This is a genomic window from Rathayibacter sp. AY1B8, from assembly GCF_002932775.1.
Classification (GTDB): Bacteria; Actinomycetota; Actinomycetes; order Actinomycetales; family Microbacteriaceae; genus Rathayibacter.
The window spans coordinates 60,032-85,331 of record NZ_PSWJ01000016.1; the positions used below are offsets into that span (position 1 = coordinate 60,032).

The window sequence follows — 25,300 nt, forward strand, 5'->3', positions numbered from 1 at the left end:
GCTCAGCCGAAGAAGCCGACCGAGCAGGTCTGCTGGTCGGCGCTCTGGCCGGTGACCGATTCTGGCAGGGCAACCTTGGATCCGTCCTCGGGAGTCGCTGCAGGAGTGCCGGGTGCAGGAGTGCCGGGTGCCGCCTCGGCCGTCGCCAGCGGATCCGCGGTCGCCGGGCCCGACGGAGCGGCGGTGTCGGCCGGGGCCGCCGCCTCGCCCTCCACGGTCGCGCCGGCGCCCGTGCCGCCGGTGATGGCGATCGGCTGATCGGTCTGCAGGGCGCTCGCCAGGACGTCGCCCGCGGCGCGGTCCGGCTCCACTCCGCTCGGAGTCGCCCCGGTCGGGTACTGCGCGAAGACGACGTCCGCGAGGTCGACGTCCTTCAGCGCGAGTCCCATCTGGACCATCGTGTTCACGTTGTCGAGGCCGGTCGAGAGCGTCATGTTGCCGAGCGCCGCCTTTGCGAGCCCGTAGAGCGCGACCGGGTTGAGGAGGGTGTCCGCGCTCTTGATCCGGCGCACGAGCGCCGAGAGGAAGACCTGCTGGTTGCTGATGCGGGTCAGGTCGCTGCCGTCGCCGATGCCGTGGCGGCTGCGGAGGAACTGCAGCGCCGCCATGCCCTCGAGCGAGTGCACACCCGGCTCGAGGTAGGTGTTCGTGTAGGGGTCCGCGATCTCGGTCGCGACGCAGACGTCGACTCCGCCGACCGCGTTCGACATCTCGATCACGCCGTTGAACTGCACGACCGCGCCGTAGTCGACCCGGACGCCCATGAGGTCCTCGACGACCCCTGCCACGCAGCCGAGGCTGACGTCGCTGCCCATCGCCTCGTTGATCTTGGTGTCGTACCGGGCGGGGATCGTCTCACCCGTGGCGGCGTTCACGCACTCCGGGATGTCGACGTACATGTCGCGGGGGAAGCTCACGACCGTCGCGTTGCTGTGGTCGGCCGAGACGTGCATCAGCATGTTGACGTCGTTGAGGACGCTCGTCTCCTCATCGGGGTCGCCGTAGGCGTCGCCCTGGCCCTTCCGCGAGTCGCTGCCGACGACGAGGACGTTGAAGCCGCCCTCCAGTGCGCCGATCTCCGGGGCGCCTCCGGCCTCGACGCTGGAGCCGGCCGCGCCCGGGTGCAGGTCGACCGAGGGCTGCACGGACTGGACGATCAGCGTCGCCGCGATCGCGACCACCGACACCGAGGCGACCACACCGACACCGCCCACGAGGGCGGCTCCCTTCACCAGGGTCCGCGCGAGGGTGTGCCGCTTCTGGCGGCCGTGCCGCACGAAGGGGCGCGGCGTGCGCGGAGTGTCGCGAGTCTCTGTCGAAGGGCCCGTGCGGCGCATCCGTCTCCCGGTGTCGAGGCGTCAGTGGTGCGGAGGTGAGGGCCGGGCGTCGATCCCCGGCGTCGCGCAATCCTATACAGAGGGCTGGCGCGTTCCGAAGGAGAGCGGGCAGGCCTCCGTCGTCGCGCGCCAGGACGGGCGTCGGACGGCGCCGGCGGGAAGCGACGCGAAGAACGGGACTCCGTGGCGGACGGCGTGGCGGAGGGCGTGGGATTCGAACCCACGAGACGTTTCCGCCCACCAGTTTTCAAGTCAGGTGGACCAAGTTCTGCCATGCCACGATTGGCGCGGATTTGCAGGGATCGTCAGGCTTGTCGTGTCGTCCCGTGCCATCAGATTGTGGCCCGTATCGGCTACTAATGGCACGCGGACGGCATGGTAACGTCCCTCGCGCGCGTGCATTTTTTCGCGCTGCGGACCGCTCCAGCGAGCGTGCTACCGCTAGCGTCAGTTCGCCTCAACCCGAAACGCCATCGACTCTCCGCATGCTGGAGAAGGACTGGCTGGCTCGGAGTTGGCTAGCGACCGGCCATCGAGCCCGAGACGCCGCCCGCCTCGGGCAAGTTAGCCCAGAGGCGAACTAGACCGCCGGTCCCGTGTAAGCGCTGATGCTCTCCAGCCAGTAGTGGGCGCCCACCCGCTCATCCTGAGCGAAGGGAACTTCCGCTCGAATCTGCGCAGAGACGTACCCCTCATCGCCCACAGTCAAGTTGTTGGCCTCCTGCACCGCGTCATCGGTCATGCGTCCGCGGTATCGCGTCGTGGTCGCCTGGTCGTGAACTTCGAAGGTGCGAAGACGGACGTTCAGACCCATGAGCACACCGCGCGCAACTGGAATGGTGACGATTTGCGGCTGCTCGCTTTCCAGAGCTTGCAACGCTTCCGCCACCTGGTTCGCGGTCGCGGAAGAGCGCGCGACCGTTCGAGAGTGCGCCACCGAAGTCGATAGCGCCAGCCCGCTATCTACAGGAACCAGCGCATCCAGCATCTCGCGGAATCGGTTGCGCACGCGCGGTGTGTGCCTCTTCATTACCTCGATGAAGGAAGCGGTATCGCCGGAGCCGACGGCGCCGACGAGTTGGCCCAGCCGATCGAAGACCGCCGCGGACACGTCCACCGGTTCGAAGAGGCGGGCACGCGTCTCCACCGCCATGATGACGACGAACGAGGCGGCCTGGAGGTCAAGCACGGCAGGGAACATGTCGCGGACCAGTGGGCTGCCAGGGAACACCTCGCGTGCCAAGGCCTCAAACTCCTTGTGGAAGGCGACCTGGAGCATCCCGGAGTTCTTCGCCGGAAGAGAGGTGACGTTGGAGCGCGACGATTCGACCTCCAGCGCGATGACGCTTCGGTTCTGAGCCTCTGACAGCGCCAGCAACGCATCTTCCCGATACGGCTCCACTGTCTGGGTCGGCAGGTTCAGCCGAGCGTGGGCAGCAGGAAGCCAAGACCGATCTAGCGTCTCCGCGCCAATCGCTTTGACGCGGCTCCAGTAGGACTCGTTGTCGTCAGCCAAGCCCCACTCCACAAGGAAGAGGGTCCCGTCGTCCGCGCCGTCGAATGCCTCGCGGAACGGCACAAGACCGGAGCGGATGGCGAGGAATCGGGCTTCTCCCACGGCCACCGCCAGGCACAGCACGGAGCCCTCTTCATCGTCTTCGTCAACCGTGTTTACGATGTAGACGATCGGGAGGACCAGCGAGCGGAGCGCGAACGTCTTGGGGCCGTCGTAGTAGACGTACGTCTCTTCCAGGACGAACGGTGCGCCGAAGAGGTCGAGAGTAGTGAAGTCCATCAGGATGCTTCTCTCTTCGCCTCGATGACCAGCGCGCTCGGGATGAGGTCGAAGGGTTCCGTCCACCAGTCGTGGTGGGACTCCCCCAGCTCGATGGGGGTGTTTCTGAGCCACCCGTCCGCTGGCGTGATCGTAACCTCAGCCACCGACTTTCTGGCCATCCAGGGGGTGAGGTCGCGGGCCGTGCCCAGCTCCTCAAGGTCAGCGTAGAGCGAAAGGCCATGCGCCTCGGGGTCTTCGGGCTTCTTGTAGAGAGCGCCGTTCTTCGTCTCGTAGGGCCGCAGCCAGGAGTCGCTCCCCGCCACGTCCCCCACGCCCAGACCACGATTTGCGAGACGGTAGAACGTGCTGTCCATCGCTTCCGCGCCATCCGGAGGGCATCCCTCGGGGAACGGCTCTGTCATAGTCCGCAAGTAAAGCAGAGCCCGGATGGCCAGCCTGACGAGATATCCTCGCGCGCGCTCGCGCCCACAGGCGCATTTTGGCAATCGACCGGGCGAAGTCGGCCGCCGGAGTGCCACCTTGGGACCACGCGAGGGCATACTCGAGAACAGCCCTGCACGGCGAGCGGGCGCACCCGTGACCACATGGTGACCACCGGGCGATGGGTGGGACATAGCAGGCCAAGACCGGGCCGCCATCGGCTCCGACTCGTCCTGGTTGGCGGAACGGTTGGCGGGGATGCTTCCCACGTCGGCGCTTCAGTTCGACCCTCGCCACGGACGTTCTGGCGGACGGACGCCGAACAGGGTCGGGCTCGGTGGTGTGCTACGCAATTGGAGGGCAGAACGCGGCGGCTCGTCAGCTCGGCGCTTGACCTCCAGCGACACAGAGCCGGCTCACCCAAGCACGGTCGGATCACTGGGAGGGTCAGGCTGATGCAGCCCCGAAGCCTCAACCACCTCAGCAAGCCAACGGATGCAATCCATGAGCGGGTCCTCCAGCCCGCGGTGGCCGACGTGCTCCGCATATAAGGGCCGCGGCTTCGGCTGCTGATCGTTCAGCGCGTACACGTCCTCTGAGGCCTTCCACCTCGTGTTCGGCGAAAAGCAGAACGGCGGACCGCCCTTCCGCGCGCGGTCCCGCCCGTAGAAGTCGACTACCGGACCGCCCGTCGCTGTGACCATCACCTCGTGCGCGTGACTGCGCCACAGCCACCGCACCCCCTTGAGGACTCGGTCCTCCTGGCTGTACTCGACCAGGCGTGCGTACCGCGCCCCGCACGCTTCTTTTAGGCCGTCGTCCAGCGCGACGGTCCACCACACCGCCTCGACAGCAGACGTCCAAACCGTAAAAAGCATCCGACTCCCGGACAGCTCGATTCACCCCGATCTCAGCCGCGCGCAGGCACCACCAGAGCGCGACGACCTTGCGTGGTTCGATGTCCGCCTGCCACCCGTCCGACCACCTCGGCGGTTCATACAAGCCGGACCCACCGGACGCGATGACGCTCGGAATCACGACGGGATCACGTGTCATGGCGGCGAGCCTAGATGCCAGCCTCACAGGCAGCCGTTGCACGGGCCGCGCGCCAGCAGCCTTCGCACAGCACGTAGTACCAGCGATGCTGGGTGCACTCCGTCGATCTATAGACGCTCAAGGCGGGGGCGCTCGGGCTCGTCCGGCTGGGCGGCGTCACAGTCGATGCAACGCAGCGGGTAGACCTCGCCCACATGCCGCTCGCAACGCGCCGGGATACAAGGCATGCGTCCTCCTCTTGGCTGCACTGTGGGGAGCGGGGCTAGCGTCGCGGTGGTGGTCGCGTACAGCGTCGCCTCCAGGGTTCATCGACTCGGGGGCATCGTGCGTTACTCATCGCCTCGCGGGTCTGGAAGGTCCCGACGATGCGCTGCTGGTCGGCCTGGCGGGCGGCCTGCTCCTTGTTGCTGAAGTCGGCCTGGAGCGACGAAGGGATACCGCCGCCGAACGCCTCCTCGTATCAGGCGCGGTCCTTCGCATTCAGCAGCGGGACAATCGCGCCATCAACGCCGAGCACGGGGGCGGGCGCATCGTGTTGACTCAGGCCGGCTCCACCTCGGTTTCGGTGTCGCGTTGTGAGGCGATCTGTGCGCCTGACCCGATCACCTGAGCAAGCAGCCCGAATGCCTGCTCCCGGAGCGCCTGAGCCACCTTCGGGCCCTCGGTAGGGCCGCTCGAACCGGTAAAGCTATCCGGCAGGGCGGTGTTCCGACGCGTGAAGCGGCTGAACAAAGTGGATCTTGATGATCAGCCCGAGTAGTACGGACAGCACAGCGGGGTGGATTTCGCCTCGTCCCGCCCTGCTGTGTCCGCCCGGGCAGTGTCGTGGCTCGCCTCTAGGCTGTACCTGTGAAGGTCTTCATCAGCTGGTCCAAGCCCCAAAGTCGCGCCGTCGCCGACCTGTTTCGAGTGTGGCTACCCAAGGTCATTCAGCAGTGCCGCGATCCGTTCATGTCGACGGAGACCACCAAGGGCGAAGCATGGTTCGGCACCATCACGACGGAACTTCAGGCAGCGAAGGTCGGCGTTGTGTTCATCACGGCCGAGAACCAGAACGAGACCTGGCTGAACTTTGAGAGCGGCGCGATGCTGACAAAGTTTGAAACTCAGCGCCTGCTTCCCGTGCTGGTGAACATCAAAAAGGCCGACTACTCTGGGCCATTGAAAAACCTACAGCTGACCGAATTCGACGACGTCGAAGACATGCGGAAGCTGATGAAAACTATCAATGGTGAGCTACCAGAGCCACTTAGTGACTTAGATCTAGTCGATGCATTCGATCTGCGCTGGCCCACGTTCAAGTCTGGTGTCGAGGCGGAGCTCACCGCTCTGCGCGCTACAAAATCGAAGGCTCCCACCCGAGAACGCACCGTCGAAGACAAGGTTGACGAGATGCTCACACTCCTGCGGGGCATGCGCCGCAGCGAAGAAACAGTGCAGTCTGAATCAGACAAGGTGCGGAAGGGCCGCGAGTTCATCGCTGAGCGGGGGGCGATGCTCGGAAAGACCAGGATTTCGGACCTGAACGCGGCAACTTGGGACCGGATCCAAGAAGACGCTCGAAGCAACGTCACGCGTTCGGGTGGGGAGAAGGATTCTCCTGATCCTTTGGGGTGGTCTGTTCTGAACGGCAAATCCGCAGTCGGGACCATCACGAAGATTGAGGTAACCGGACCCGACGGTACCCCATCAATTGTGCGCGTTAGCTGGGCGGATGCTCGCCCCGATTCTCTCGAGCTCGTTTCCGGCTTAGATATTAGCCCGTTCTAATCGCAAGCGCCCCAATCTCGTCAACTAAGGTACCTCGTCGTGACCCTCGCATCGAGAACGATGGAAAATTCGAGGGGGTCACTGCATGCGTAATTCGCGTGCGCACGCGAGAGCTTTCGTAGCATGGCGGCGTGACGGACAACCTGGACACCCCGGCACGCCACAATCACCTGCCCCCGGCCAAGCCTCGCGAGGCCGGCCAGTGAGTGGGCTGGTGGTGCGACCGATGCGCCGTGTGGCTGCTCGCTTAGCTGCGGGTGCGAACATCGTCGGACCGATCAGTAGTCGTGAGGATTTTCCGGGTAGTTAACGTTGCCGCGGTAGAGGCCGACGTGCAGCCGCTCGAGGTGGAACGTGATCTTGTCGAGGCTGAGGAGCGCACCACGGATGGCGATCGCCAGATCCTTCGTCTCGTCGACATCCATGGCGGCTGCGGTCCGCCGCAAGTCCTCCTCAATACTGTCGCGGATTTCGCGAAGCTCGCCCAGGCCCTGGTCTTCGCCAGCGATGCTTCCTGAGACGCGAGCGCCGACCCCGTCGAGCGGGATATAGCTGACGATGACGGGCTGAGATCTCTGGTCGTCCATACTCGGACTCTATCGACGGTGGCCACGCGAGCGCCACCGCCCCGTTCCGAGGCTGACAGCGACCGGCGACCGTTCGCACCGCTCCGGCGACGGCGCGCAGCGTGGGCTCGTTCTCCTCCAGGAGGACCGGAACGACGGCTGGCCCGCGGCGACCTCGCGCCCGAAGAGAGCCAGCAGACCCGTGGCCGGTCCCAGCTCGTCGGCGGTCTTGGAAGTCAGCTTGCCCGTCACTGAGGTCGGTCCTCACGGGCGGGATCACCGCTTCAAACTCCTTGCGGGCGTCGCTCGCCATCTCCTGGCTGCGGCGGCCGACGGCCTCGAGGATCATGACGCGGTCAGTGAAGATCTCAGCCTTCGCAATTTTGCGGCGGAGGGTGGCGATAGTGGTGGCATAAGCGTGGTTCATGGATGGTCACTTTTCGAGTGGCTCAGAGGCCTGGTGATCCGCGCCAGGGGCGGCGTGGAAGCTGGCGGAGCCGGGGAGCTTGATGCCAGACCGGCGAGGTGTTGGCGGGTGAGCGAGTCAAGAGCGGCGCGGTCATCCGGACGCTCCTGAAGCAGGCGGCTCACCCGGTCGAGGAAGGCGACGGTGGCGGGCTGGAGGTTGAGCTGGGCAAGGACATGGGCGTCGTCCTCGTCGTCGTTCCCGTCGTCCTGGCCGGTCCACTCAGAGCGCTGGAACTGGCATTCCGCAATGGCAGTGGCTGCGAGCGCCGGGAGGGCGACGGGATCGTGCTCCGGGGGGGGCGAGCTGGTCGTGGATCATGCGGCGTGCCTCTCTCGGGGCGTCTCGGCGGTGTCGCGCGTGGTGGTGGCGGTCATCGCTTTTCCGGCTGATCCATCCACAGGTGCACGTGAGGTGCTTGGCCTGGTCAGCGCTCTCCTCCCGACTTCTCCTAGTGGTTCCTAACCTGTTTTTTTGGGGGGGGTACGTGAGGCGTAATGCTGGGCCGTCCGCCTCACCCTCGCGCTGGCTTCGGCATGGTACCCAGGGTGATCTCGAATTCGGCGCTACGACCGTCTCGGCCGGAGTGCAGGCGGGCTATCGCGCCGAGTTTCACCAGGCCGCTCACCGCGACCTTGACGCGCTGAAACCCTCGCTCACGCTCCGCGTTCTTCACAGCAGCCTCGGGGTCGGTCGGGTTTGGCTGATCGGGAAGCATGTACCCGGGTGCCAGAGCTGTCGTCTCTCGTGAGCCGAAGTAGCGAGGGGGCGTATCGGTATCGCGTGCGGTGTGAGCCATCCAGAGCAGTACGCGCATCTCGTGGTGCTTGACCGGGTAGCGGCGAAACCGTTCGCCGCGCCGACGAGCTTCGCACCCACTCTCAGTCCTAGCTGGGCGCGCCCTCGCCGAGCAGCGCGAGCATGGCGGTACCGGCACTACGAGGCGTCGGCTGATCCGAATGGAGGGCAGCTCACCGTTGCGGACGGTGGCGTAGGCGGAGGCACGGCCGATGCCGATTACCTCTCCCGCCTCTTCCACCGAGATGGCGGCGCGGTGGCGAACGTCCTGGAGCGTGGCACTCATCTGCTCTGCTCCGGCTCGATCCGCTGAAGCTCGCGGAGCAGCGTAGCCAGTCCTACGCGCTGCTGCGGGCGATCTGGCCACGGCAGCCGACGACCGGCTGATCTCGGAGAACCCCCGCCGCATCGTCGGTGCTGGTGTGGCGCAGAGCCCGGAGCGTACTCACCTGGAGCCTGCGACCTTCGCCCGGATCGTCGCCGAGCACCCGGCCGACTTCCGCCCGATGCTCGCGCTGGCGTTCGGCGCGCACCTGCGGATCGGAGAGCTGATCGCCTTGGAGCACCGCGACCTGGACCTGGAGTCGGGACGCTCGTGGTCGAGTGGTAGACGATCACGATTGGAGGCCGGGATGCGACCACGCCGACGAAGACGGGCGAGGCACGCACGGTGACTCTGCCCGCCACCGTGGTGGGCATCATGCGGAAGCACCTGGGATCCCGGCCGGCGACCTTCGGCAAGGCTCCCCTGTTCGCTCGCCCGGATGACCGTCCGGTGTCGCGCAGCCAGTTGCAGTGGCAGCGGCGGAAGGCGACCAAGGCCCTGAACCTCCAGCAGTACCACCCCCACGATGTGCGGCACGGCGGCCTCACCGCTGCGGCTCAGGCGGGTGCGACGCTGCGCGAGATCTTGGACCGCGCCGGGCACCGAACGGCCAAGGCGGCGCTGATCGACCAGCACGTCGGCGCCGAGCGCGGACAGGTGATTGCAGCGGGTATCGACGCGGCTCTGACGGAAGTGCCGGGGAGCCCTTATGGCACGCAGGTGGCACGAACGAGTGCCGATCAGGTCGCGGCCCTAGCGACCGCCGCCGAGGGAACCGCCGATTGACCGGGTATTTTCCGGAGCGGAGGGCGTGGGATTCGAACCCACGAGACGTTTCCGCCCACCAGTTTTCAAGACTGGCTCCATCGGCCGCTCGGACAGCCCTCCCGGCCGCTCCCGCAGGAGCGACACCCGATAGTAACCGCCGAGCGCGCGGGACCGTGATCAGCGCAGCGCCGAGAGCGCGACCGCCACGCCGTCCTGGTGGACCGACGGGATAACGGCGGAGGCCACGGCCCGCACCTCGTCGGGCGCCTGCCCCATCGCGAGCCCTGCGCCCTCGGCGGCGGCCCAGGTGAGCATCTCGATGTCGTTGCGGCCGTCGCCCAGCGCGACCACGTCGCTCCGCTCGATGCCCAGCTCCTCGCGGACGACCTCGAGCGCGGTGGACTTGTTGACGCCGTGCGGGGCGATGTCGAGCCAGGCGGTCCAGCCGATCGCGTAGCTGACCTGGTGCAGGCCCATCTCCTCGACCAGCGAGGTGAACTCCTCGATGCCGGTCTCGGGCGAGATCACGACGACGCGGGTGCACAGCCGGCCGAGCAGCTCCTCGAAGGGGACGTGGGTCGTCTCGGCACCCATCACGGCGCCGCCCGGGAACGCCTCGGTGTAGAAGAAGGCGCCGTCCGCGTCCTCGACGGCGTAGTGCGCGTCGGGGAGGGAGCGGCGGATGGTCTCGAGGACCTCCGTCGGGTCGAAGGTCTCGACCGTCTCGGGGACGTAGGCGCCGGACGCGTCGCGGCGGAGCGTGACCGCTCCGTTGCAGCAGATCACGTACTCGGGCGAGATCCCGAGGCGCTCGACGACCGGCAGGGTGGAGGAGGGCGAGCGCCCGGTGGCGAGCATCACCTCGTCGCCCTGGGCGGCCACGCGGGTGATCGCGTCCGTCACCGCGCGGGTGATGGTGCCGTCCTCGTGCATGACGGTGCCGTCGATGTCGAGGGCGACGAGGCGGCGGCCGGAGGCGCGGGCCGCGCTCATGCGACGGGCTCGAGCACCTCGAGGCCGCCGAGGTGGGGCCGCAGCGCCTCGGGGACGAGCACCGAGCCGTCCGCCCGCTGGTGGGTCTCGAGGAGGGCGACGATCCAGCGGGTGGTCGCGAGCGTGCCGTTGAGGGTGGCGACCGGAGCCGTCCTCCCCGACTCGGTGCGGTAGCGGGTGTCGAGGCGGCGGGCCTGGAACGTGGTGCAGTTCGAGGTCGAGGTCAGCTCGCGGTAGGTCTCCTGCGTGGGGACCCACGCCTCCACGTCGAACTTGCGCGCCGCGCTCTGGCCGAGGTCGCCGGCCGCCGTGTCGATGACGCGGTAGTGCAGGCCGAGGCTCTGCAGGACGTCCTCCTGGTAGGAGAGCAGGCGCGCGTGCTCCGCCTCGGCGTCCTCGGGGAGGGTGTAGACGAACATCTCGAGCTTGCTGAACTGGTGCACGCGGATGATGCCGCGGGTGTCCCGTCCGCCCGAGCCCGCCTCGCGGCGGTAGCAGGTGCTCCAGCCCGCGTAGCGCTTCGCGCCGCCGGAGAGGTCGAGGATCTCGTCGGCGTGGTAGCCGGCGAGGGCGACCTCGCTGGTGCCGGTGAGGTAGAGGTCGTCGTCGCGGAGGCGGTACACCTCGTCGTCGTGCTCGCCGAGGAAGCCGGTGCCGTCCATGATCTCGGGGCGCACGAGGGTGGGCGTGATCAGCGGGGTGAAGCCGGCGGCGAGCGCCTTCTCGAGGCCCAGGTTCATCAGGGCGATCTCGAGGCGGGCGACCAGGCCCTTGAGGAAGTAGAAGCGCGCGCCGCTGACCTTCGCGCCGCGCTGCATGTCGATGCCGTCCAGCAGCTCGCCGAGCTCGAGGTGGTCGCGCGGGGCGAAGTCGAAGACGGGGCGCTCGCCGACCGTCCTGACGAGCTCGAACGACTCCTCGCCGCCCGCGGGGACGCCCTCGATGATCGGGTTGGCGATGCGCTTCACCAGCACGGTGAAGGCGTCGTCGGCCTCGGACGCCTCCTGCTGTGCCTGCTTGGCGGCGGCGGCGAGGCGCTGGGCCTCGGCGACGAGCGCCGCCTTCTCGTCCTTCGGAGCCTTGGCGACGGTCTTGCCGAAGGCGTTCTGCTCGGCTCGGAGCCGCTCCGCCTCGGTGATCGCCGCACGGCGCACGCGGTCGGCCTCGAGCGCCTCGTCGACCAGCTCGACGGAGTCGCCGCGCGCCTCCTGCGAGCGCTTCAGGACGTCCGGGTTCTCGCGCAGAAGTACGGGATCAATCACCCCAGCAGTGTAGAGGAGGGCCGGGACGGGCCGCCGCCCGCGCGTACCCCCGGGGCCGGCTGAGCATCGGCCGCGAGGAGGCATCCGATCGCGCGGACGGCTGCGAATCTGAGTCGTCCCCCGAGAACGTCCCCCCGCGTTCGACACCCCTGCTCCCCTGAAGGCTCTTCCATGCACGCCACCCCCCTCATCGACGCGACCCCCGGCGTCGTCCTCGAGCGCGACGGCTCCGTCGCCCGGATCACCCTCAACCGCCCCGACGCCCTCAACGCGATCGACCTCGGCACCGCGCGACTGCTGCTGAGCACCGTCGCCGACCTCGACGCCGACGCCGGCTGCTCCGTCATCGTGATCGCCGCGGCCGGCCGCGCGTTCTGCACGGGCGGCGACATCTCGGCGATCATGGGGTCCGAGCACCCGGACCACTACCTGCGCGACGTCGCGACCACGACCGCCCAGGTCATCCGCCTGCTCGAGGACAGCCGCGCCGTCGTCGTCTGCGCGATCGACGGCATGGTCGCCGGCGCCGGCATCGCCTTCGCTCTGGCCGCCGACATCGTGATAGCGACTCCCGCCGCCCTCTTCCTCAGCGCGTACGGCGACGTCGGGCTCGTCCCGGACGTCGGAGTCACCGCCGCGCTCCCCCGCGTCGTCGGCCGCCGCCGCGCGCTGGACTTCGTGCTGTCCGGCCGCCCGGTCCGCGCGTCCGAGGCGCTGGAGTGGCAGCTCGTGACCGAGGTCGTGCCGCGCGCCGACCTCGCCGGCCGCGTCGACGAGCGCCTGCGCGCCCTGGCGGCGAAGCCGGCGCACGTCGCGTCCGCCGCCCGCCGCCTCCTGCGCACCGACCCGCTCGACCGCGCCGAGCGCATCGTCGAGGAGACGGACACCCTGGTCGAGTTCCTGGCGGTCCCCGCCACGCGCACGCTCCTGGACGCCGAGCACGAGCGCCAGGCCCGCCGCGCCGCCCGGGCGACCGCCTCGCTCTGACCCGGCGCAAGCGTCCTCGACGACGCTCCGGCTCCGGGCCGGGCGGACGTCCGCCCGACGGCCCGCGGATCGGCCGGGCGTTCTCCTCCGATCTCGGCTACGGTGGTCCCCGCGAAGGGGAGTAGTTCCCACCGTCCGCCGAGCGGACGACGAGGCGCGTCGACATGCTGGTCCGGGACGATCCGGGCCCGGCGCTCCACCCCGGCTCCGGCCGGGGCGAACGAGACCTTCGGTCAGTCGACGCACGTCCTGACCGGTCCTCTCGCGCGGGTCGGCGGACCTGAGCCAGGAGATCGCATGGCGACCACCGCCCCCACCCCCAGTCCCGACCAGGTGCGCCGCTGGCGCCGCTACCTCGCCGACGAGCTCGCCGAGGCCTCCGTGTACCGCGACCTCGCCGGCCGCCGCTCCGGCGAGGAGCGGGAGATCCTGCTCGCGCTCGCCGTGGCCGAGGGACGCCACGAGGAGCACTGGCGCGAGCTGCTCGGCTCCGCGGCGGAGCCCGCGCCCCGCCCGGACCTCCGCACGCGCTTCCTGGGCTTCCTCACCCGCCGCTTCGGCTCCGTGTTCGTCCTCGCCCTGATCCAGCGCGCCGAGGCCCGCTCCCCCTACGCCGACGACGACGACGCCACCGAGGCGATGGCCGCCGACGAGCGGATCCACGGCGAGGTCGTCCGCGGGCTTGCGGAGCGCGGTCGCAACCGCCTCTCCGGGACGTTCCGCGCGGCGGTCTTCGGAGCGAACGACGGCCTGGTCTCGAACCTCGCCCTCGTGCTCGGAGTGGGAGCGAGCGGAGTCGGGACGGGGGTCGTCCTGTTCACGGGCATCGCGGGCCTGCTCGCCGGCGCCCTCTCGATGGGCGCGGGCGAGTTCGTCTCGGTGCGCTCGCAGCGCGAGCTGCTCTCGGCCTCCAGCCCGGACCTCGACGCGAACCGCATCGTCCCCGACCTGGACGTCGACGCGAACGAGCTCGCCCTGGTCTACCGCGCTCGCGGGATGACCCAGGAGCAGGCCGACGCGCGTGCCGCCTCCGTCTTCACGGGCCTGCGCGGCGGCGCCGTCACCTCCCCCATCACGCTGGGCGGTCCCGCAGGAGACCCCGACGTCGACGAGCACGAGTCGATCGGCACGGGCATGGGCGCGGCGCTGTCGAGCTTCTGCTTCTTCGCCTCGGGCGCGATCATCCCGGTGCTGCCCTACCTGCTCGGCCTGACGGGCCTCGCCGCGGTGGTCGTCGCCTGCGTACTCGTGGGCATCGCCCTGCTCGCCACCGGCGCGGTCGTCGGGCTGCTCTCGGGCGCCCCGCCGCTGGCCCGGGCGCTGCGCCAGCTCGGGATCGGCTACGGCGCGGCCCTGGTGACCTACCTCCTCGGCCTGCTCTTCGGCGCGTCCGGAGTCTGAGCCTCGGCCTCGAGGAGCTGCGCGGACTCGCGCGGCTCCTCGGCGCGGGGCCGCACGACGACGCCGCGCCACCGCAGCGCGGCCACTCCGACCGCCAGCAGCAGCGACGCCGGCAGGCAGCCCAGCAGGGGGATGCAGGAGTAGTAGAGGAGCTGCCGCTGGATCCACGCGGGCGAGGGCACGTCGGAGTCGCCGTAGTAGGGCGGAGGCGGCGAGGAGTAGCCGGTGTAGAGGAGCGCGAGGCCGATCAGGGTCCCCGCGAGGCCGGCGAGCAGGAGCACGAGGAGCCACGGGTTCCGCAGCAGGGGCGCCTCGCGCACGGGCTCGGCGGGAGCCGCGGGAGCGGGGTCGGCAGCCGGCTCCGGCAGGGGTGCGGGCGCGGTCTCGGCGCCGAGGCGGTGCGACCGCCGGCCCTCGGCGGCTCCGGCGATGTCGGGCAGGGCCATGATGCGGCGCGGTCCCGGCACGGACGAGGAGCCGGGGCGGACCACGCGCGACTCCGGGGGCGCGGGACGAGCGGCGGCTCCGGACGTGGCGGCGGAAGCGCCGGGGGCGGCACCCGTGCCGGGCCTGGCGAACGCCCGCTCGTCGCCTCTCAGACGCTCCACCGGTCCCGAGAACCCGCGCTGGAAGGCCGGGTCGTAGCGCGGGTCGACCCGTTCGTCGTCGTCAGTCATCGTCGCGACCCGTCATCGTCGTCCCCGGTCATCGTCGACCTCCGGCTCGTGGGAGAGGATCCCTCGCAGCCAGTCGCGGGCCTCGAGGAACACCTCGTCGTCGTAGCGTCGCACGGAGGTGACCGGGCGGCGGTCAGCGCGCGGATACGAGCCGAGGAAGATCACCTTCGGGCTGAAGCGCCGCAGCCCCATCAGCGCGTCGGCGACCCGCTCGTCCTGGACGTGCCCGTCGAGGTCGATGACGAACCGGTACCGGCCGAGGGCGTCGCCGATCGGCCGCGACTGGATCATGCTCAGGTTCACCCCGCGGGTCGCGAACTGCTCGAGCATGTCGAGCAGGGCGCCCGGCTGGTCGGCCGGGAGCTCGGCGATCACGCTGGTCTTGTCGGCGCCGGTCGGCTCGGGCAGCGCGTGCGAGCGCGAGACGTGCACGAAGCGCGTGACGGCGTTCGGGTTGTCGCCGATCCGCTCCGCCAGCACCGCGACGTCGTGGTGGGCGACGATCCCGGGAGGGGCGATGGCCGCGTCCGCGGGAGATCCGCCCAGCAGGTCGACGGTGGCCTGGACGTTGCTGGAGGCCGGCAGGTGCTCGTGGCTGGGGATCTCGCGGTCGAGCCACACCCGGCACTGTCCGTAGGCGACGGGGTGCGCGGCGACGGTGCACACCTCCTCGAGGCTCGTCCCCGGGCGGCCGACCAGGATGAACGACACCGGCACCAGGTACTCGCCGACGATGCGCAGCCCCGGGATCCGCGCCAGCGCGTCCTGCGCGGCCGTCACTCCGCCCTCGACCGAGTTCTCGATCGCGATCACCGCGCCGTCGCTGCGGCCGGTGACCAGATCGCTCAGCGCCTCCCCCACGTTCGCGACGCTGCGCCACAGCTGTCCGCGCGCCTCCGGGACCTGCGCGAGGGCCGCCTCCGTGAACGTGCCGCTGGGCCCGAGATAGCTGTAGGCACGGGTCTCGGGGGCGCTGTCGGGCATGGCGCAAGCCTAGCCAGCCGCGGTACCCCTGGAGGGGGCCGAACTGCCACTATGGACCGCATGACCGATCGCGCAGGGAAGCCGGCACAGGCCTCCGATCTCATCGACGTCGAGGCCCTCGTGAGGGCGTACTACGAGAAGAAGCCGGACGTCTCCGACCCGGCTCAGAAGGTGGTGTTCGGAACCTCGGGCCACCGCGGATCCTCGTTCGACACGGCCTTCAACGAGGACCACATCGCCGCCGTCACCCAGGCGATCGTCGAGTACCGGACGGAGCAGGGCATCACCGGCCCGCTGTTCATCGGCGCCGACACGCACGGGCTCTCCCGCCCGGCCCTCACCACCGCCCTCGAGGTCCTGGTGGGCAACCAGGTCCGCGTGCTCGTGGACGAGTTCGACGACTTCGTGCCGACCCCGGCGCTCAGCCACGCGATCCTCCGCTACAACAACGACCCCGCGCACACCGACCGGGCCGACGGCATCGTGGTCACCCCCTCGCACAACCCGCCCCGCGACGGCGGCTTCAAGTACAACCCGCCGCACGGCGGCCCCGCCGACTCCGACGCGACGACCTGGATCGCCGACCGGGCCAACGAGCTCATCGCCGACGGCAACCGCGGCGTGACCTCGGCCGAGCCCTCCGCGGTCGAGACCTACGACTACCGCACGCACTACGTCGCGGACCTGGCGAACATCATCGACCTCGACGCGATCCGGAAGGCCGGCGTGCGGATCGGGGCCGACCCCCTCGGCGGCGCCTCCGTGCACTACTGGCAGCTGATCGCCGAGATGCACGGCCTCGACCTGACCGTGGTGAACGGGGAGGTCGACCCGGCCTGGGGCTTCATGACCCTCGACTGGGACGGCAAGATCCGGATGGACCCGTCCTCCCCCAGCGCGATGGCCTCGGTGGTCGCGCGCGCCGGCGACTTCGACATCCTCACCGGCAACGACGCCGACGCGGACCGGCACGGCATCGTCACCCCCGACGGCGGGCTGATGAACCCCAACCACTACCTGGCCGTCGCGATCGACTACCTCTACCGCCACCGCACCGGCTGGCGCGAGGACGCGGCGATCGGCAAGACACTGGTCTCCTCCTCGATCATCGACCGGGTCGCGGAGTCGCTGGGCCGGCGCCTCTGGGAGGTCCCGGTGGGCTTCAAGTGGTTCGTCCCCGGGCTGGTCGACGGCTCGGTCGGCTTCGGGGGCGAGGAGTCCGCGGGCGCCTCGTTCCTCCGCTTCGACGGCACCGTCTGGACCACCGACAAGGACGGCATCCTCCTCGCGCTGCTCGCCTCCGAGATCGTGGCGGTCACCGGGAAGAGCCCGTCGGCGCTCTACCGCGAGCTGACCGAGCGCTTCGGCGACCCGGTCTACGAGCGCGTGGACGCGGTGGCGACGAAGGCGCAGAAGGCGGCCCTCGGCAAGCTGGACGGCGACGCGATCGCGGCGACGACCCTCGCAGGGTCCGAGATCACCGCGAAGCTCTCGAAGGCGCCCGGCAACGGCGCGGCCGTCGGAGGCGTCAAGGTCGTCACGGAGGACGCCTGGTTCGCCGCGCGCCCCTCCGGCACCGAGGACGTCTACAAGATCTACGCCGAGAGCTTCCGCGGCCTCGACCACCTGCACGAGGTCCAGGCCGAGGCGCGCACGATCGTGGACGCGGCGCTGAACTCCTAGGCGCTGCGCTCAGTCGCCCGAGAAGGCTCGTTCCCGCCCAGGAGGACGAGCCTTCTCGGGCGACTCAGCGGCGGTGAGGAAAGGGCCGGCTACCAGCGCGGGTGGACGGTGGGGCGGAAGTGGGTGTCGTAGAGGGCGTTCACGGCCTCCATGAAGGCGGGGCCGAGGGGCGCGGCGGAGGCGGCGGCCGCGTTGGCGCGGGCCTGCTCGGGCGAGCGGGCGCCGGGGATCACCGAGGTGACGCCCTCCTGCTGGATGATCCAGGCGAGTGCGGCCGCCGCGGGGGCGAGGCCGTGGTCGTCGGCGAGGCGGGAGAACTCCTGCGCGGCCTCCACGCCGGTCGCGAAGTCGACGCCCGAGAAGGTCTCGCCGACGTCGAAGGCGGAGCCGTCGCGGTTGTAGCTGCGGTGGTCCTCCGGCGCGAACACGGTCTCGGTCGTGTAGCGGCCGCTGAGCAGGCCCGAGGCGAGCGGGACGCGCGCGAGGATGCCGACGCCGGCCTCGCGGGCGGCGGGCAGCACCTCGTCGAGCGGCTTGAGGCGGAACGCGTTCAGGATGATCTGGACGCTCGCGACGTTCGGGCGGGCGATGGCGGTCAGCGCCTCCTCCGTGCGCTCGACCGAGACGCCGTAGGCGGCGATCGCGCCCTCGGCGACGAGGGTGTCGAGGGCGTCGTAGACGGCGTCGTCGGAGTAGACGGAGGTGGGCGGGCAGTGCAGCTGCACCAGATCGAGGGTGTCGACGCCGAGGTTGGCGCGCGAGCGGTCGGTCCAGGCGCGGAAGTTGTCGAGCACGTAGTTGGCGGGGATCTGCTCCGCGCGACGGCCCATCTTGGTGGCGACGAAGACCTGCGCGTCGGGGTGCGCCGCGCGGTAGGCGCCGATCGTCCGCTCGCTGCGGCCGTCGCCGTAGACGTCGGCGGTGTCGAAGAGGGTCACCCCCGACTCCACCGCTGCGTCGAGCACGGCGAGGGCGTCGGTCTCGGCGACGTCCCCCCAGTCGGCACCGAGCTGCCAGGTTCCGAGGCCGACGACGGAGACGGGGGCGCCGGTGCGTCCGAGGATTCGAGTTTCCATGCCTCCACCGTAGGTGCGGCCGAGCCCGCGGCGGACCCCCTTGCGCGTGCTCTAACGTCGAGGGCATGCCCCTCCTCGTGCTCGGAAGCGCCAACCTCGACCACGTCCACCGGGTCGCCCGCATCCCCGCTCCCGGAGAGACGGTGCTCGCCCTCGATGCGAGCACCTTCCCGGGCGGCAAGGGCCTCAACCAGGCCGTCGCGGCCGCACGGACCGAGCCCGGCACCGTCTTCGTCACGAGCCTCGGACGCGACTCGGCGGGAGACCGGCTCGCCGCGGTCCTCGGCGAGGAGCCGCTGGAGCTGCGCGCCCGCCGCGGCGACGTCCGCACCGGCACCGCGCAGATCACCGTGGACGAGCGCGGGGAGAACGCGATCGTCGTCGACTCCGGAGCGAACGCCGCCCTGGTCGGGTTGACCGCCGAGGAGTCGGCCCTGGTGGCGGCGGCCGACGCCCTGCTCCTCCAGCTCGAGATCCCGACAGCGACGGTGACGGAAGCGGCCCGCGCCGCGCGCGCCGGCGGCACGGTGTCGATCCTGAACGCCGCTCCGATCGGACCGCTGCCGGAGGAGCTCCTGGCGGTGCTCGACGTGCTGATCGTCAACGAGCACGAGGCCCGCGAGCTCGCCGCCGATCGCGGCATCACCGCCGCCGACGACGACGCGCTCGCCGCTGCCCTCACCGCGCTGGTGCCGCTCGTGCTGGTCACCCTCGGCTCCGACGGCGTCGTCGTGGCGGTCCGCGACCGCGAGCCGGAGCGCACCCCGGCCTTCCGGGTGGAGGCCGTGGACACCACCGGCGCCGGCGACACCTTCTGCGGCGCCTTCTCGGCCCGGCTCGCCGCCACGGGAGCACGGCTCGACAATCCGGAGCAGCTGGTCGCCCTCACCCGCTGGGCGAGCGCGGCCGCGGCGATCTCGGTCACACGCGCCGGAGCGGCGGTGTCCGCGCCGACGGCGGCCGAGACGGACGCGTTCCTCGCCGAGCGCGCCTGAGGGGGAAGCTCTTCGGGGAGGCTCGCCTGAGCGGGAAGCTCCTCAGGGAGGACGGAGCGGACACCGACCTCGGGCGCCCTGCAGCACCGTCGCTCCGGTCGGCACGGTGCACTCCGGAGAAGCACGAGAGCGCTCGGCCCGGCTCCGCTCCTCACGGCGGGGCGTCCCGCCCGGCGGACAGCCGCGCCCGCTCCCCGATCCGGCTAGTCGATCGCGGCGACCCGGACGGTCACCCGCGGCCGCAGCTCCGGATGCACCCGGACGCACCACTCGCGCACCGCGGCTCCGATCGCGCGCGCCACGTCCGGCGCGGACGCCTCCGCGGTCACGCAGAGGTCGACGGCCACGGACACCTCGTCCCCCGCGACGCGGACCAGAACCGGATCGGCGAACGTGCCGCCGCTCGCGGTGCCCAGCGGCTCGACCACGATCCCGGTCGCGCTCAGCGCCGTCGCCGCGTGCGCGAGCACGTCGCGCACCTCGGGCCTGGCCGGCATCAGGGTCGCGACGCCGTCCAGGGCGCGCAACTCCGCAACGAGCGCGGACACCGGATCGACCGGGGCCGCCGACTCGAGGCCGCTCACGACTCCTCCGTCCCGGGGACGTAGACGTCCTCCACGCGGACGTCGATCCTCGACACCCGCAGCTCGGTCTGGGTCAGCAGCCGCGAGTGCACGCGCTCGCGCACCTGCTGGGCCGCCTCGGCGATCGGCACCCCCCAGAAGACCGAGATCGTCAGCTCCACCACGACCTCCGCGCCCGGCTCGGCGATGTCGCCGACCAGGCGGCAGCGGCCGACCAGCACGCCGGCGACGCTGTCCCCCGCCTCGCGCACGAGTCCGCGGACCGCTCCCTCGGTGATCGTGAGCGCCACGTCGGGCTGGACGCTCGCCAGCGGGATGTCGCGTCCGGCCCGCGACTCGCGGCGGACCTGGGTGAGGATCGAGCCGAACCAGCTCTCCTCCGGCGCGGGCAGGCGTGCGGCGTCGTCGTCGATGAGCGCGCCGGAGAGGGCGCGCACGCGCTCGAGGGCGCGCAGAGTGCGCCGGTGCTCCGGCGACTCCTCGATGGCGGGGTCGTACGGCGTGCGCCCGCGGTCGAGGTAGTCGCTCAGCTCGTCGATGCCGATGCCGTCGCCCTCCTGCTCCGTCGCGTCCGCCTCCTGCTCGAGCGCGGGCGGCAGCACGACGTCGTGCTCCCCCGCGCGCTCCGGCCCGTCGCCGGGACCCTGGTCCGCGTTCATCGCGTCTGCTCCCTCATCGCCAGTCCTCCATCGCCACGACCAGCGACTCGCGCGCGCGGGCCAGCTTGCCCCGCACGGCGGTCACCGTGAGACCGAGGTGATCGGCGATCTCGTTGTACGACTCCCCGCCGACCTCGCGCAGCACCCAGCACTGCCGCTGCGACTCCGGCAGCTCGGACAGGGCGTGCGCGAGAGCCCGCATGGCGTCGCTCTGCTCGGCGGCCTCGAACGGGCCGGGCTCTCGGGCCGGGGGATGCTCCACGGCGTCGACGTCGTCGGTCGGGCGGCGCTGGCGCAGCAGGTCGACGCTGGAGCGGCTGACGATCCGCATCATCCAGCTGCGCACGCTCGCCGGCTCCTTGAGCTGCGGGAGCTGCGCCCAGACCGTGATCAGCGCGTTCTGCACGGCGTCGGAGGCGTCGGCCTGCGAGCCGGTGAGGCGCCAGGCGTAGGCGCGGAGGATCGACTGGTGCCGCTTGACGAGCACCTCGAAGGCGCGCACGTCGCCCTCGGCGGAGCGCTCGGCGAGCAGCGCGTCGCTCGCCGCTTCCAGTCCGGGCACGGCGCCTCCTCCCTCTCCGCTCACGCGGCCTCGGGCCGCCTTACAGGTGACGCTCAGGAAAAAGTCCGCCGAGCACCGTGACGAACGCCGTCCGGGCTCCGTCTCACTCATGAAAGCACAGCCCGACCGGATTCCCGCCGGGCCTTCGACCCCGGTCTGCTCAGCAACGGCAGCCGATGAGACGTCCAGGAGACCTCATGAGCGACACCACGCGCACCCCCTCCACCACCCGCGTCGACAAGACCTCCGTCGACACGGTCACGACCCTCGGCGGCTCGCGGACCTCCGGCACCGCTCAGGGCACCACGGTCATCGACGACAGCGTCGTGGCCAAGGTCGCCGGCATCGCGGCCCGTCAAGTGCCCGGCGTCTTCGCCCTCGGCAACAACGCCGCCCGCGCCTTCGGCGCGATCCGCCAGGCCGTCGGCGGCGCCGACCACGCCCAGGGCGTGAGCGTCGAGGTCGGCGAGACCCAGGTCGCGGCCGACGTGACCATCGTCGTCGAGTACCCCGTGCCGATGCAGAAGGTCGCCGACTCCGTCCGCGCCGCCGTCTCCGAGGCCATCACCGAGCTCGTCGGCATGGCCGTCTCCGAGATCAACGTCGCCGTCGTCGACGTGCACATCCCCGGCGACGACAAGGACGACGAGGCCACCGAGAGCCGCGTCCGATGAGCGACTTCCAGCGACCCGCGCCCACCGCCCCCGGCGGCCGCAGCACCGTGCTCGGTGTCGTGATCGGCGCGATCCTCGCCTTCGCGGCCCTGATGTTCGGCTTCTGGGGCTTCGTCCTGACCGCCCTCTTCATGGCCCTCGGCGTCGTGATCGCCCGCATCGCCGACGGCACCCTCGACGTGCGCAGCCTCGTGGACGTGTTCCGCGGCCGCACCACCTCCCGCTAGGAGCCCACCGTGACCGCTCTCGACACGCGTCCCGCATCGCCGGTGGCGGGCACCGTCACCATCACCGTCCGCTCCATCGAGCGCGCCGCCGTGGCGATCGTCCACGAGGAGCTGGGCGTGGAGGTCTCCGCGATCCGCGTCCGCCTCTCCGACGACCGGGGCGGCCTCGCCCTCGCGGTGACCGCGCCGGTCGTCGTCGAGCCGGGCACCGCCCCGGCCGGCGGCTCCCTGCTCGAGCGCCTGCACGGCGACCGCACCCGCATCGCCTCCCGCATGGAGGCGCTGACCGGGCGCACCGTCAGCCGGATCGACATCCGGGTCACGGGCACCCGCACCCGAAGCACGAGGAGAGTCGCATGAGCCCCGCACCGTCGGCGCCCGACACCCGCTACAGCCGCTACCTCCGTCGCGAGACCCACAAGTCCCGCTCCGCCGCGCAGATCGTCGTCCTGGTGCTCATCGCCCTGGTCGCGGCCTACGTCGGCACGGAGGCGGTGCTCGCGATCCTCGGCGCCGCGCCCCTGCTCGCCGCACCGTCCGCCCTGCTGGGCGCGATCGTCGGAGTCGCGTCGCTGGCGAACCCCGCCCTCATCGGCGTGGCCGTCGGCGCGGGCGTCCTCGCTCTGGTCCTTCTGGTGCTCGCACTGGCACCAGGAGCCCGGGCCCGCCACACCGTGGACGACGACCGCCTCGCCGTGGTCGTGGACGACGGCGTGATCGCCTCCTCCCTGGCCCGCGCAGCCCGCACGGCCGCCCACTCCCGCCGCGAGGACACCCGCGCCTCGCTCGGCCGGCGCACCGCACTGGTCGAGGTGACCCCCGCCTCCGGCATCGCGGTCGACCGCGACGCCGTGCAGAGCGCCGTCGACGAGGAGCTCGTCCGCATCGGCGCGAAGCCCGCCCCGCTCTCCACCGTCCGCGTCTCGACCTCCGGGAGGATCTGATGACCACGAGCAACCGCTTCGTCAACCGGCTCGTCCTGCTCGTCGTGGGCCTCGTGCTCGCGCTGGTCAGCGCCGGAGCCGTCCTGATCGCCGTCTCGCAGCCGGTCCGCGACTCCGTCCTCTCCTTCGCCGACGGCGAGGGCGCGGCCCTGGTGTCGCGCCTCTCCCCCGAGGAGGGCACCGCCTGGAGCGATGCCGCCGTCCTCTGGCCGCTCTACGCCGTCGTCGGGATCTGCCTCCTCGGCATCGTCCTCGCGCTGGTGATGGCCTTCGCCCACGGTCACGGCCGCACCGGCACCGTCCTCCGCGACGAGGCCGAGGGCGCGCCCGCCGGGGGGATCGAGATCGCGACCGGCTTCGCGGAGGACGTCCTCGAGACGGCCCTCGCGGGCCGGACGGAGCTCCTCGACGTCACGGTCGCGGCCTACCGCCACGGCTCCGAGACGGCGCTGAAGGTGCGCGTCCTCCCCCGCGGCGGCGTCTCGCCCCGCACCGTGGTCGACGCCGTGCACCAGGAGGTCGACGCTCTCGACACTCTCCTCGGCGCCCGCCTGCCGGTCCTGCTCGAGGTCGCCTCGAGCGCCCGGGCCGGCTTCTCCAAGGAGGACCGGGTCGCCTGACCCCGGTCCCGCAGCTTCCCCGGCACCCGCCGGCGGATGGTCACACCGAACAGAAGGAGCCCCTCATGGGTGCAGACGACAAGATCCGCAACGCAGCCGAGAACCTGGTCGGCAAGGCCAAGGAGGCCGTCGGCAAGCTGACGGACAACGAGCGCCTCGAGGCCGAGGGCCAGGCCGACCAGACCAAGGCCCACACCAAGAAGGTCGGCGAGGACGTCAAGGACGTCTTCAAGAAGTGATCTGACCGGAACCTCGACGGGGCCGTCACCGCATCAGCGGTGGCGGCCCCGTCGTCGTGCGTGGAGCGGGTGCGTCGAGCGTCAGACGCCCCAGAACATGATCCGGCCGGCGGAGGCCGCGTCGATGCTCTGGTCGTGGTTGTCGGCGGTGTGCGAGGAGTAGAGGATCCTGTCGCCGTCGACGCTGGTCACGACGCCCGTGTGGTCCCAGTCGCCCGAGCCGTCCCAGTCGAACTGGACGATGTCGCCCGGCTTCACCCGGCTCCGCTCGGAGTCGGGGATGGCGGTCGCGCGCTCGGGGTGCGCGGCGAGGTAGGCGTTGAACGCTGTCGACGACGCCCAGGCGGAGCTGTAGCCGCCGGAGGAGGAGTAGCTCCACTCGCCGTCCATCTCCCAGCCGCGGGCGATCAGCGACTGCGAGGTGAAATTGACGCAGTCGTTGCCCGAGATCACGCCGTACTGGGCCGAGTTGTAGTCGTTCCAGTAGGTGGAGAGGTAGTCGAGCTGCGAGGCCAGGCGGCTCGCGTCCAGCGCGGCCTGGGCCTTCGCGGCCTCGATCGCCGGGTCGGGCGTGTAGGCGAAGGTGATCGCCGAGGCGACGACCTTCGTGCTGGCGAGCACGCCGGTCGCGGCGGGGCTGGGAGTGGCGGTCGCGGTCGGGGCGGCGAGGTCGGTCGAGGCCTCGGCCGTCGTGCCCTCCGCGGCGCCCGACGTGTCGACGGCCGGCTGCACCGCGTCGGCCGGGGTCCCGTCGACGGTGACCGCCGCGGCGGAGTCGGTGACCGCGTCGAACGTGATGGCCTGACCGTCGGCGTCGAAGAAGGCGACCGGGACCTCGCCCGCTGCCTCTCCGTCGGCCGGAGGGGCGGTGACCGTGATCTGGTCGGGGTTGTCGACCGCGACGCTGCCCTCGGCCTCGCCGAAGCGCACGGTGGCGACCGAGTCCAGGTTCGATCCCTCGAGCGTCACGCTCGTGCCGCCGGCGACGGTGCCGGAGGTGGTGGAGACGGAGCTGAGGACGACCCGGGCGGAGGCGGTGGTCGCGGGGAGCACGGCGACGCTGGTCGAGGTCGGAGCAGCGGAGGGCGTCGCGGTGGCCGACTCGGCCGAGGAGCCGGTGCCGACGGTGAGGCTCAGGCTCGACGCGACGGCCACGACGACGAGCCCGCCGGAGACGGCGAGCGCCAGCGTGCGCGGGGACGGGCGGAAGAAGGAGGCCCCGCGGCGGGCGGGCGCGGTGCGGAGCCGGTGCCCCTCCGCTTCGCGGCGGTCGCGGCGGGACGAGAACGATCCCTCCGGGGCGGGGTGCACCGGGGCGGGAGCCGAGGGCTGCGCGGGTGCGGCGGGCCGGATGCGGCCCTCGCGCTCGCGGGCCTCGCGGCGGGTCAGCGGAGCGCCGGGGGTCGGCGCGGGGGTCGCGAGCACCGCC

At 70.9% G+C, this 25,300-nt stretch carries 28 protein-coding genes and 1 tRNA gene; 13 read left to right on the plus strand and 16 right to left on the minus strand.

Annotated elements, in window-relative coordinates:
* Positions 1 to 2 precede the first annotated feature (2 nt).
* The 3 genes from C5C63_RS10875 to C5C63_RS10885 all read right to left on the minus strand — a co-directional run bounded on the left by C5C63_RS10875 (position 3) and on the right by C5C63_RS10885 (position 3,536).
* The gene (locus C5C63_RS10875) at positions 3 to 1,232 is read right to left on the minus strand and encodes an LCP family protein (protein WP_258059994.1); all 1,230 of its coding nucleotides are present in this window, start codon (positions 1,230 to 1,232) and stop codon (positions 3 to 5) included.
* Positions 1,233 to 1,917: 685 nt separating this feature from the next.
* Positions 1,918 to 3,132 carry a hypothetical protein gene (locus tag C5C63_RS10880; RefSeq protein WP_104326038.1) on the minus strand — a complete coding sequence of 405 codons (1,215 nt, stop codon included), beginning with the start codon at positions 3,130 to 3,132 and terminating at the stop codon, positions 1,918 to 1,920.
* Entirely contained in the window at positions 3,132 to 3,536 is a 405-nt protein-coding gene (locus C5C63_RS10885; RefSeq protein ID WP_146086382.1) for a hypothetical protein, read from the minus strand. The genes C5C63_RS10880 and C5C63_RS10885 overlap by 1 nt, the downstream gene beginning before the upstream one ends.
* A 1,924-nt stretch (positions 3,537 to 5,460) precedes the next feature.
* Between C5C63_RS10885 and C5C63_RS10895 the strand changes: the two genes are divergently transcribed.
* The gene (locus tag C5C63_RS10895; RefSeq protein WP_104326041.1) at positions 5,461 to 6,381 is read left to right on the plus strand and encodes a TIR domain-containing protein; all 921 of its coding nucleotides are present in this window, start codon (positions 5,461 to 5,463) and stop codon (positions 6,379 to 6,381) included.
* 278 nt (positions 6,382 to 6,659) lie between these two features.
* Here the strand turns inward: C5C63_RS10895 and C5C63_RS10900 are convergent, their stop codons facing one another.
* A complete protein-coding gene (locus C5C63_RS10900; RefSeq protein WP_104326042.1) occupies positions 6,660 to 6,968 on the minus strand; it encodes a hypothetical protein in 309 nt (102 codons plus the stop codon).
* Positions 6,969 to 7,472: 504 nt separating this feature from the next.
* On the opposite strand from C5C63_RS10900, the gene C5C63_RS16730 reads away from it, so the two are divergent.
* Positions 7,473 to 7,805: a hypothetical protein gene (locus tag C5C63_RS16730; protein WP_146086383.1), complete on the plus strand. Its 333-nt coding sequence runs from the start codon at positions 7,473 to 7,475 to the stop codon at positions 7,803 to 7,805.
* Between the two features lie 122 nt (positions 7,806 to 7,927).
* Here C5C63_RS16730 and C5C63_RS17055 read toward each other — a convergent pair whose 3' ends face one another.
* Both C5C63_RS17055 and C5C63_RS10910 read right to left on the minus strand, forming a co-directional pair.
* Entirely contained in the window at positions 7,928 to 8,497 is a 570-nt protein-coding gene (locus C5C63_RS17055; RefSeq protein ID WP_181110602.1) for a helix-turn-helix domain-containing protein, read from the minus strand.
* A 52-nt stretch (positions 8,498 to 8,549) separates the two neighbouring features.
* Positions 8,550 to 8,744, minus strand: coding sequence for a hypothetical protein (locus C5C63_RS10910; protein ID WP_146086384.1), 195 nt, complete (start codon positions 8,742 to 8,744; stop codon positions 8,550 to 8,552).
* An 86-nt stretch (positions 8,745 to 8,830) separates the two neighbouring features.
* On the opposite strand from C5C63_RS10910, the gene C5C63_RS10915 reads away from it, so the two are divergent.
* On the plus strand, positions 8,831 to 9,322 hold the full coding sequence (locus C5C63_RS10915) for a tyrosine-type recombinase/integrase (protein WP_258065435.1): 492 nt from the start codon (positions 8,831 to 8,833) through the stop codon (positions 9,320 to 9,322).
* A 17-nt stretch (positions 9,323 to 9,339) separates the two neighbouring features.
* On the opposite strand, the gene C5C63_RS10920 is transcribed toward C5C63_RS10915, so the two are convergent.
* The 3 genes from C5C63_RS10920 to serS form a co-directional block, all read right to left on the minus strand.
* Positions 9,340 to 9,424 (minus strand) — tRNA-Ser (locus C5C63_RS10920).
* Positions 9,425 to 9,481: 57 nt separating this feature from the next.
* Positions 9,482 to 10,297, minus strand: coding sequence for an HAD family hydrolase (locus C5C63_RS10925; protein WP_104247582.1), 816 nt, complete (start codon positions 10,295 to 10,297; stop codon positions 9,482 to 9,484).
* Positions 10,294 to 11,559, minus strand: a complete 1,266-nt coding sequence (gene serS / locus C5C63_RS10930) for a serine--tRNA ligase (RefSeq protein WP_104233941.1) — start codon at positions 11,557 to 11,559, stop codon at positions 10,294 to 10,296. The genes C5C63_RS10925 and serS overlap by 4 nt, the downstream gene beginning before the upstream one ends.
* 171 nt (positions 11,560 to 11,730) lie before the next feature.
* On the opposite strand from serS, the gene C5C63_RS10935 reads away from it, so the two are divergent.
* On the plus strand, positions 11,731 to 12,546 hold the full coding sequence (locus C5C63_RS10935; protein WP_104267754.1) for an enoyl-CoA hydratase/isomerase family protein: 816 nt from the start codon (positions 11,731 to 11,733) through the stop codon (positions 12,544 to 12,546).
* A gap of 297 nt (positions 12,547 to 12,843) precedes the next feature.
* Complete coding sequence (locus tag C5C63_RS10940) at positions 12,844 to 13,947, plus strand: VIT1/CCC1 family protein (protein ID WP_104267753.1); 1,104 nt, start codon at positions 12,844 to 12,846, stop codon at positions 13,945 to 13,947.
* Here the strand turns inward: C5C63_RS10940 and C5C63_RS10945 are convergent.
* Positions 13,908 to 14,624 carry a hypothetical protein gene (locus C5C63_RS10945; RefSeq protein WP_104326045.1) on the minus strand — a complete coding sequence of 239 codons (717 nt, stop codon included), beginning with the start codon at positions 14,622 to 14,624 and terminating at the stop codon, positions 13,908 to 13,910. The two genes, C5C63_RS10940 and C5C63_RS10945, sit on opposite strands and share 40 nt — an antisense overlap.
* A 12-nt stretch (positions 14,625 to 14,636) precedes the next feature.
* Positions 14,637 to 15,608 (minus strand): prephenate dehydratase, encoded by a 972-nt coding sequence (gene pheA, locus C5C63_RS10950; protein ID WP_104326046.1) that lies wholly within the window; start codon positions 15,606 to 15,608, stop codon positions 14,637 to 14,639.
* Between the two features lie 60 nt (positions 15,609 to 15,668).
* Between pheA and pgm the strand changes: the two genes are divergently transcribed.
* Complete coding sequence (gene pgm, locus C5C63_RS10955; protein ID WP_104226793.1) at positions 15,669 to 17,291, plus strand: phosphoglucomutase (alpha-D-glucose-1,6-bisphosphate-dependent); 1,623 nt, start codon at positions 15,669 to 15,671, stop codon at positions 17,289 to 17,291.
* A gap of 89 nt (positions 17,292 to 17,380) precedes the next feature.
* Here pgm and C5C63_RS10960 read toward each other — a convergent pair whose 3' ends face one another.
* A complete protein-coding gene (locus tag C5C63_RS10960; protein WP_104226781.1) occupies positions 17,381 to 18,367 on the minus strand; it encodes an aldo/keto reductase in 987 nt (328 codons plus the stop codon).
* A gap of 65 nt (positions 18,368 to 18,432) precedes the next feature.
* On the opposite strand from C5C63_RS10960, the gene C5C63_RS10965 reads away from it, so the two are divergent.
* On the plus strand, positions 18,433 to 19,362 hold the full coding sequence (locus C5C63_RS10965) for a ribokinase (RefSeq protein WP_104326047.1): 930 nt from the start codon (positions 18,433 to 18,435) through the stop codon (positions 19,360 to 19,362).
* A 203-nt stretch (positions 19,363 to 19,565) separates the two neighbouring features.
* Here the strand turns inward: C5C63_RS10965 and C5C63_RS10970 are convergent, their stop codons facing one another.
* From C5C63_RS10970 to C5C63_RS10980, 3 genes are read right to left on the minus strand one after another with little or no spacing between them, the layout of a single operon-like run.
* Entirely contained in the window at positions 19,566 to 19,946 is a 381-nt protein-coding gene (locus tag C5C63_RS10970) for a hypothetical protein (protein WP_104326048.1), read from the minus strand.
* Positions 19,943 to 20,605 (minus strand): Asp23/Gls24 family envelope stress response protein, encoded by a 663-nt coding sequence (locus tag C5C63_RS10975; RefSeq protein WP_104233947.1) that lies wholly within the window; start codon positions 20,603 to 20,605, stop codon positions 19,943 to 19,945. Before C5C63_RS10975 ends, C5C63_RS10970 begins: the two co-directional genes overlap by 4 nt.
* Positions 20,606 to 20,618: 13 nt before the next feature.
* Positions 20,619 to 21,167, minus strand: a complete 549-nt coding sequence (locus C5C63_RS10980) for an RNA polymerase sigma factor (protein WP_104224956.1) — start codon at positions 21,165 to 21,167, stop codon at positions 20,619 to 20,621.
* A 197-nt stretch (positions 21,168 to 21,364) separates the two neighbouring features.
* Here C5C63_RS10980 and C5C63_RS10985 point away from each other — a divergent pair, with 197 nt between their 5' ends.
* The 6 genes from C5C63_RS10985 (at position 21,365) to C5C63_RS11010 (ending at position 23,871) form a co-directional block, all read left to right on the plus strand.
* On the plus strand, positions 21,365 to 21,841 hold the full coding sequence (locus C5C63_RS10985) for an Asp23/Gls24 family envelope stress response protein (RefSeq protein ID WP_104224955.1): 477 nt from the start codon (positions 21,365 to 21,367) through the stop codon (positions 21,839 to 21,841).
* Positions 21,838 to 22,068 carry a DUF2273 domain-containing protein gene (locus C5C63_RS10990; RefSeq protein ID WP_104292500.1) on the plus strand — a complete coding sequence of 77 codons (231 nt, stop codon included), beginning with the start codon at positions 21,838 to 21,840 and terminating at the stop codon, positions 22,066 to 22,068. The genes C5C63_RS10985 and C5C63_RS10990 overlap by 4 nt, the downstream gene beginning before the upstream one ends.
* Positions 22,069 to 22,077: 9 nt before the next feature.
* Positions 22,078 to 22,428, plus strand: coding sequence for a hypothetical protein (locus C5C63_RS10995; protein WP_104224953.1), 351 nt, complete (start codon positions 22,078 to 22,080; stop codon positions 22,426 to 22,428).
* Complete coding sequence (locus tag C5C63_RS11000) at positions 22,425 to 23,012, plus strand: hypothetical protein (protein WP_104326049.1); 588 nt, start codon at positions 22,425 to 22,427, stop codon at positions 23,010 to 23,012. Before C5C63_RS10995 ends, C5C63_RS11000 begins: the two co-directional genes overlap by 4 nt.
* The gene (locus C5C63_RS11005) at positions 23,012 to 23,632 is read left to right on the plus strand and encodes a hypothetical protein (protein ID WP_104292501.1); all 621 of its coding nucleotides are present in this window, start codon (positions 23,012 to 23,014) and stop codon (positions 23,630 to 23,632) included. The genes C5C63_RS11000 and C5C63_RS11005 overlap by 1 nt, the downstream gene beginning before the upstream one ends.
* Positions 23,633 to 23,697: 65 nt before the next feature.
* Positions 23,698 to 23,871: a CsbD family protein gene (locus tag C5C63_RS11010; protein WP_104226788.1), complete on the plus strand. Its 174-nt coding sequence runs from the start codon at positions 23,698 to 23,700 to the stop codon at positions 23,869 to 23,871.
* Positions 23,872 to 23,952: 81 nt separating this feature from the next.
* Here C5C63_RS11010 and C5C63_RS11015 read toward each other — a convergent pair.
* Positions 23,953 to 25,300 (minus strand): amidase domain-containing protein (locus tag C5C63_RS11015; protein WP_146086385.1); only part of this gene is annotated, 1,348 nt, incomplete at its 5' end.

What these genes read in the sequence shown, in the direction of transcription:
- pgm (WP_104226793.1), top strand. Translation starts at nt 15,669, where the DNA reads ATGACCGATCGCGCAGGGAAGCCGGCACAGGCCTCCGATCTCATCGAC.
- C5C63_RS10925 (WP_104247582.1), bottom strand. Translation starts at nt 10,297, where the DNA reads ATGAGCGCGGCCCGCGCCTCCGGCCGCCGCCTCGTCGCCCTCGACATC.
- C5C63_RS11000 (WP_104326049.1), top strand. Translation starts at nt 22,425, where the DNA reads ATGAGCCCCGCACCGTCGGCGCCCGACACCCGCTACAGCCGCTACCTC.
- C5C63_RS10945 (WP_104326045.1), bottom strand. Translation starts at nt 14,624, where the DNA reads ATGACTGACGACGACGAACGGGTCGACCCGCGCTACGACCCGGCCTTC.
- pheA (WP_104326046.1), bottom strand. Translation starts at nt 15,608, where the DNA reads ATGCCCGACAGCGCCCCCGAGACCCGTGCCTACAGCTATCTCGGGCCC.
- C5C63_RS10975 (WP_104233947.1), bottom strand. Translation starts at nt 20,605, where the DNA reads ATGAACGCGGACCAGGGTCCCGGCGACGGGCCGGAGCGCGCGGGGGAG.
- C5C63_RS10960 (WP_104226781.1), bottom strand. Translation starts at nt 18,367, where the DNA reads ATGGAAACTCGAATCCTCGGACGCACCGGCGCCCCCGTCTCCGTCGTC.
- C5C63_RS10885 (WP_146086382.1), bottom strand. Translation starts at nt 3,536, where the DNA reads ATGACAGAGCCGTTCCCCGAGGGATGCCCTCCGGATGGCGCGGAAGCG.
- C5C63_RS10935 (WP_104267754.1), top strand. Translation starts at nt 11,731, where the DNA reads ATGCACGCCACCCCCCTCATCGACGCGACCCCCGGCGTCGTCCTCGAG.
- C5C63_RS10990 (WP_104292500.1), top strand. Translation starts at nt 21,838, where the DNA reads ATGAGCGACTTCCAGCGACCCGCGCCCACCGCCCCCGGCGGCCGCAGC.
- C5C63_RS11010 (WP_104226788.1), top strand. Translation starts at nt 23,698, where the DNA reads ATGGGTGCAGACGACAAGATCCGCAACGCAGCCGAGAACCTGGTCGGC.
- C5C63_RS10880 (WP_104326038.1), bottom strand. Translation starts at nt 3,132, where the DNA reads ATGGACTTCACTACTCTCGACCTCTTCGGCGCACCGTTCGTCCTGGAA.
- C5C63_RS17055 (WP_181110602.1), bottom strand. Translation starts at nt 8,497, where the DNA reads ATGAGTGCCACGCTCCAGGACGTTCGCCACCGCGCCGCCATCTCGGTG.
- C5C63_RS11005 (WP_104292501.1), top strand. Translation starts at nt 23,012, where the DNA reads ATGACCACGAGCAACCGCTTCGTCAACCGGCTCGTCCTGCTCGTCGTG.
- C5C63_RS10900 (WP_104326042.1), bottom strand. Translation starts at nt 6,968, where the DNA reads ATGGACGACCAGAGATCTCAGCCCGTCATCGTCAGCTATATCCCGCTC.
- C5C63_RS10985 (WP_104224955.1), top strand. Translation starts at nt 21,365, where the DNA reads ATGAGCGACACCACGCGCACCCCCTCCACCACCCGCGTCGACAAGACC.
- C5C63_RS10940 (WP_104267753.1), top strand. Translation starts at nt 12,844, where the DNA reads ATGGCGACCACCGCCCCCACCCCCAGTCCCGACCAGGTGCGCCGCTGG.
- C5C63_RS10965 (WP_104326047.1), top strand. Translation starts at nt 18,433, where the DNA reads ATGCCCCTCCTCGTGCTCGGAAGCGCCAACCTCGACCACGTCCACCGG.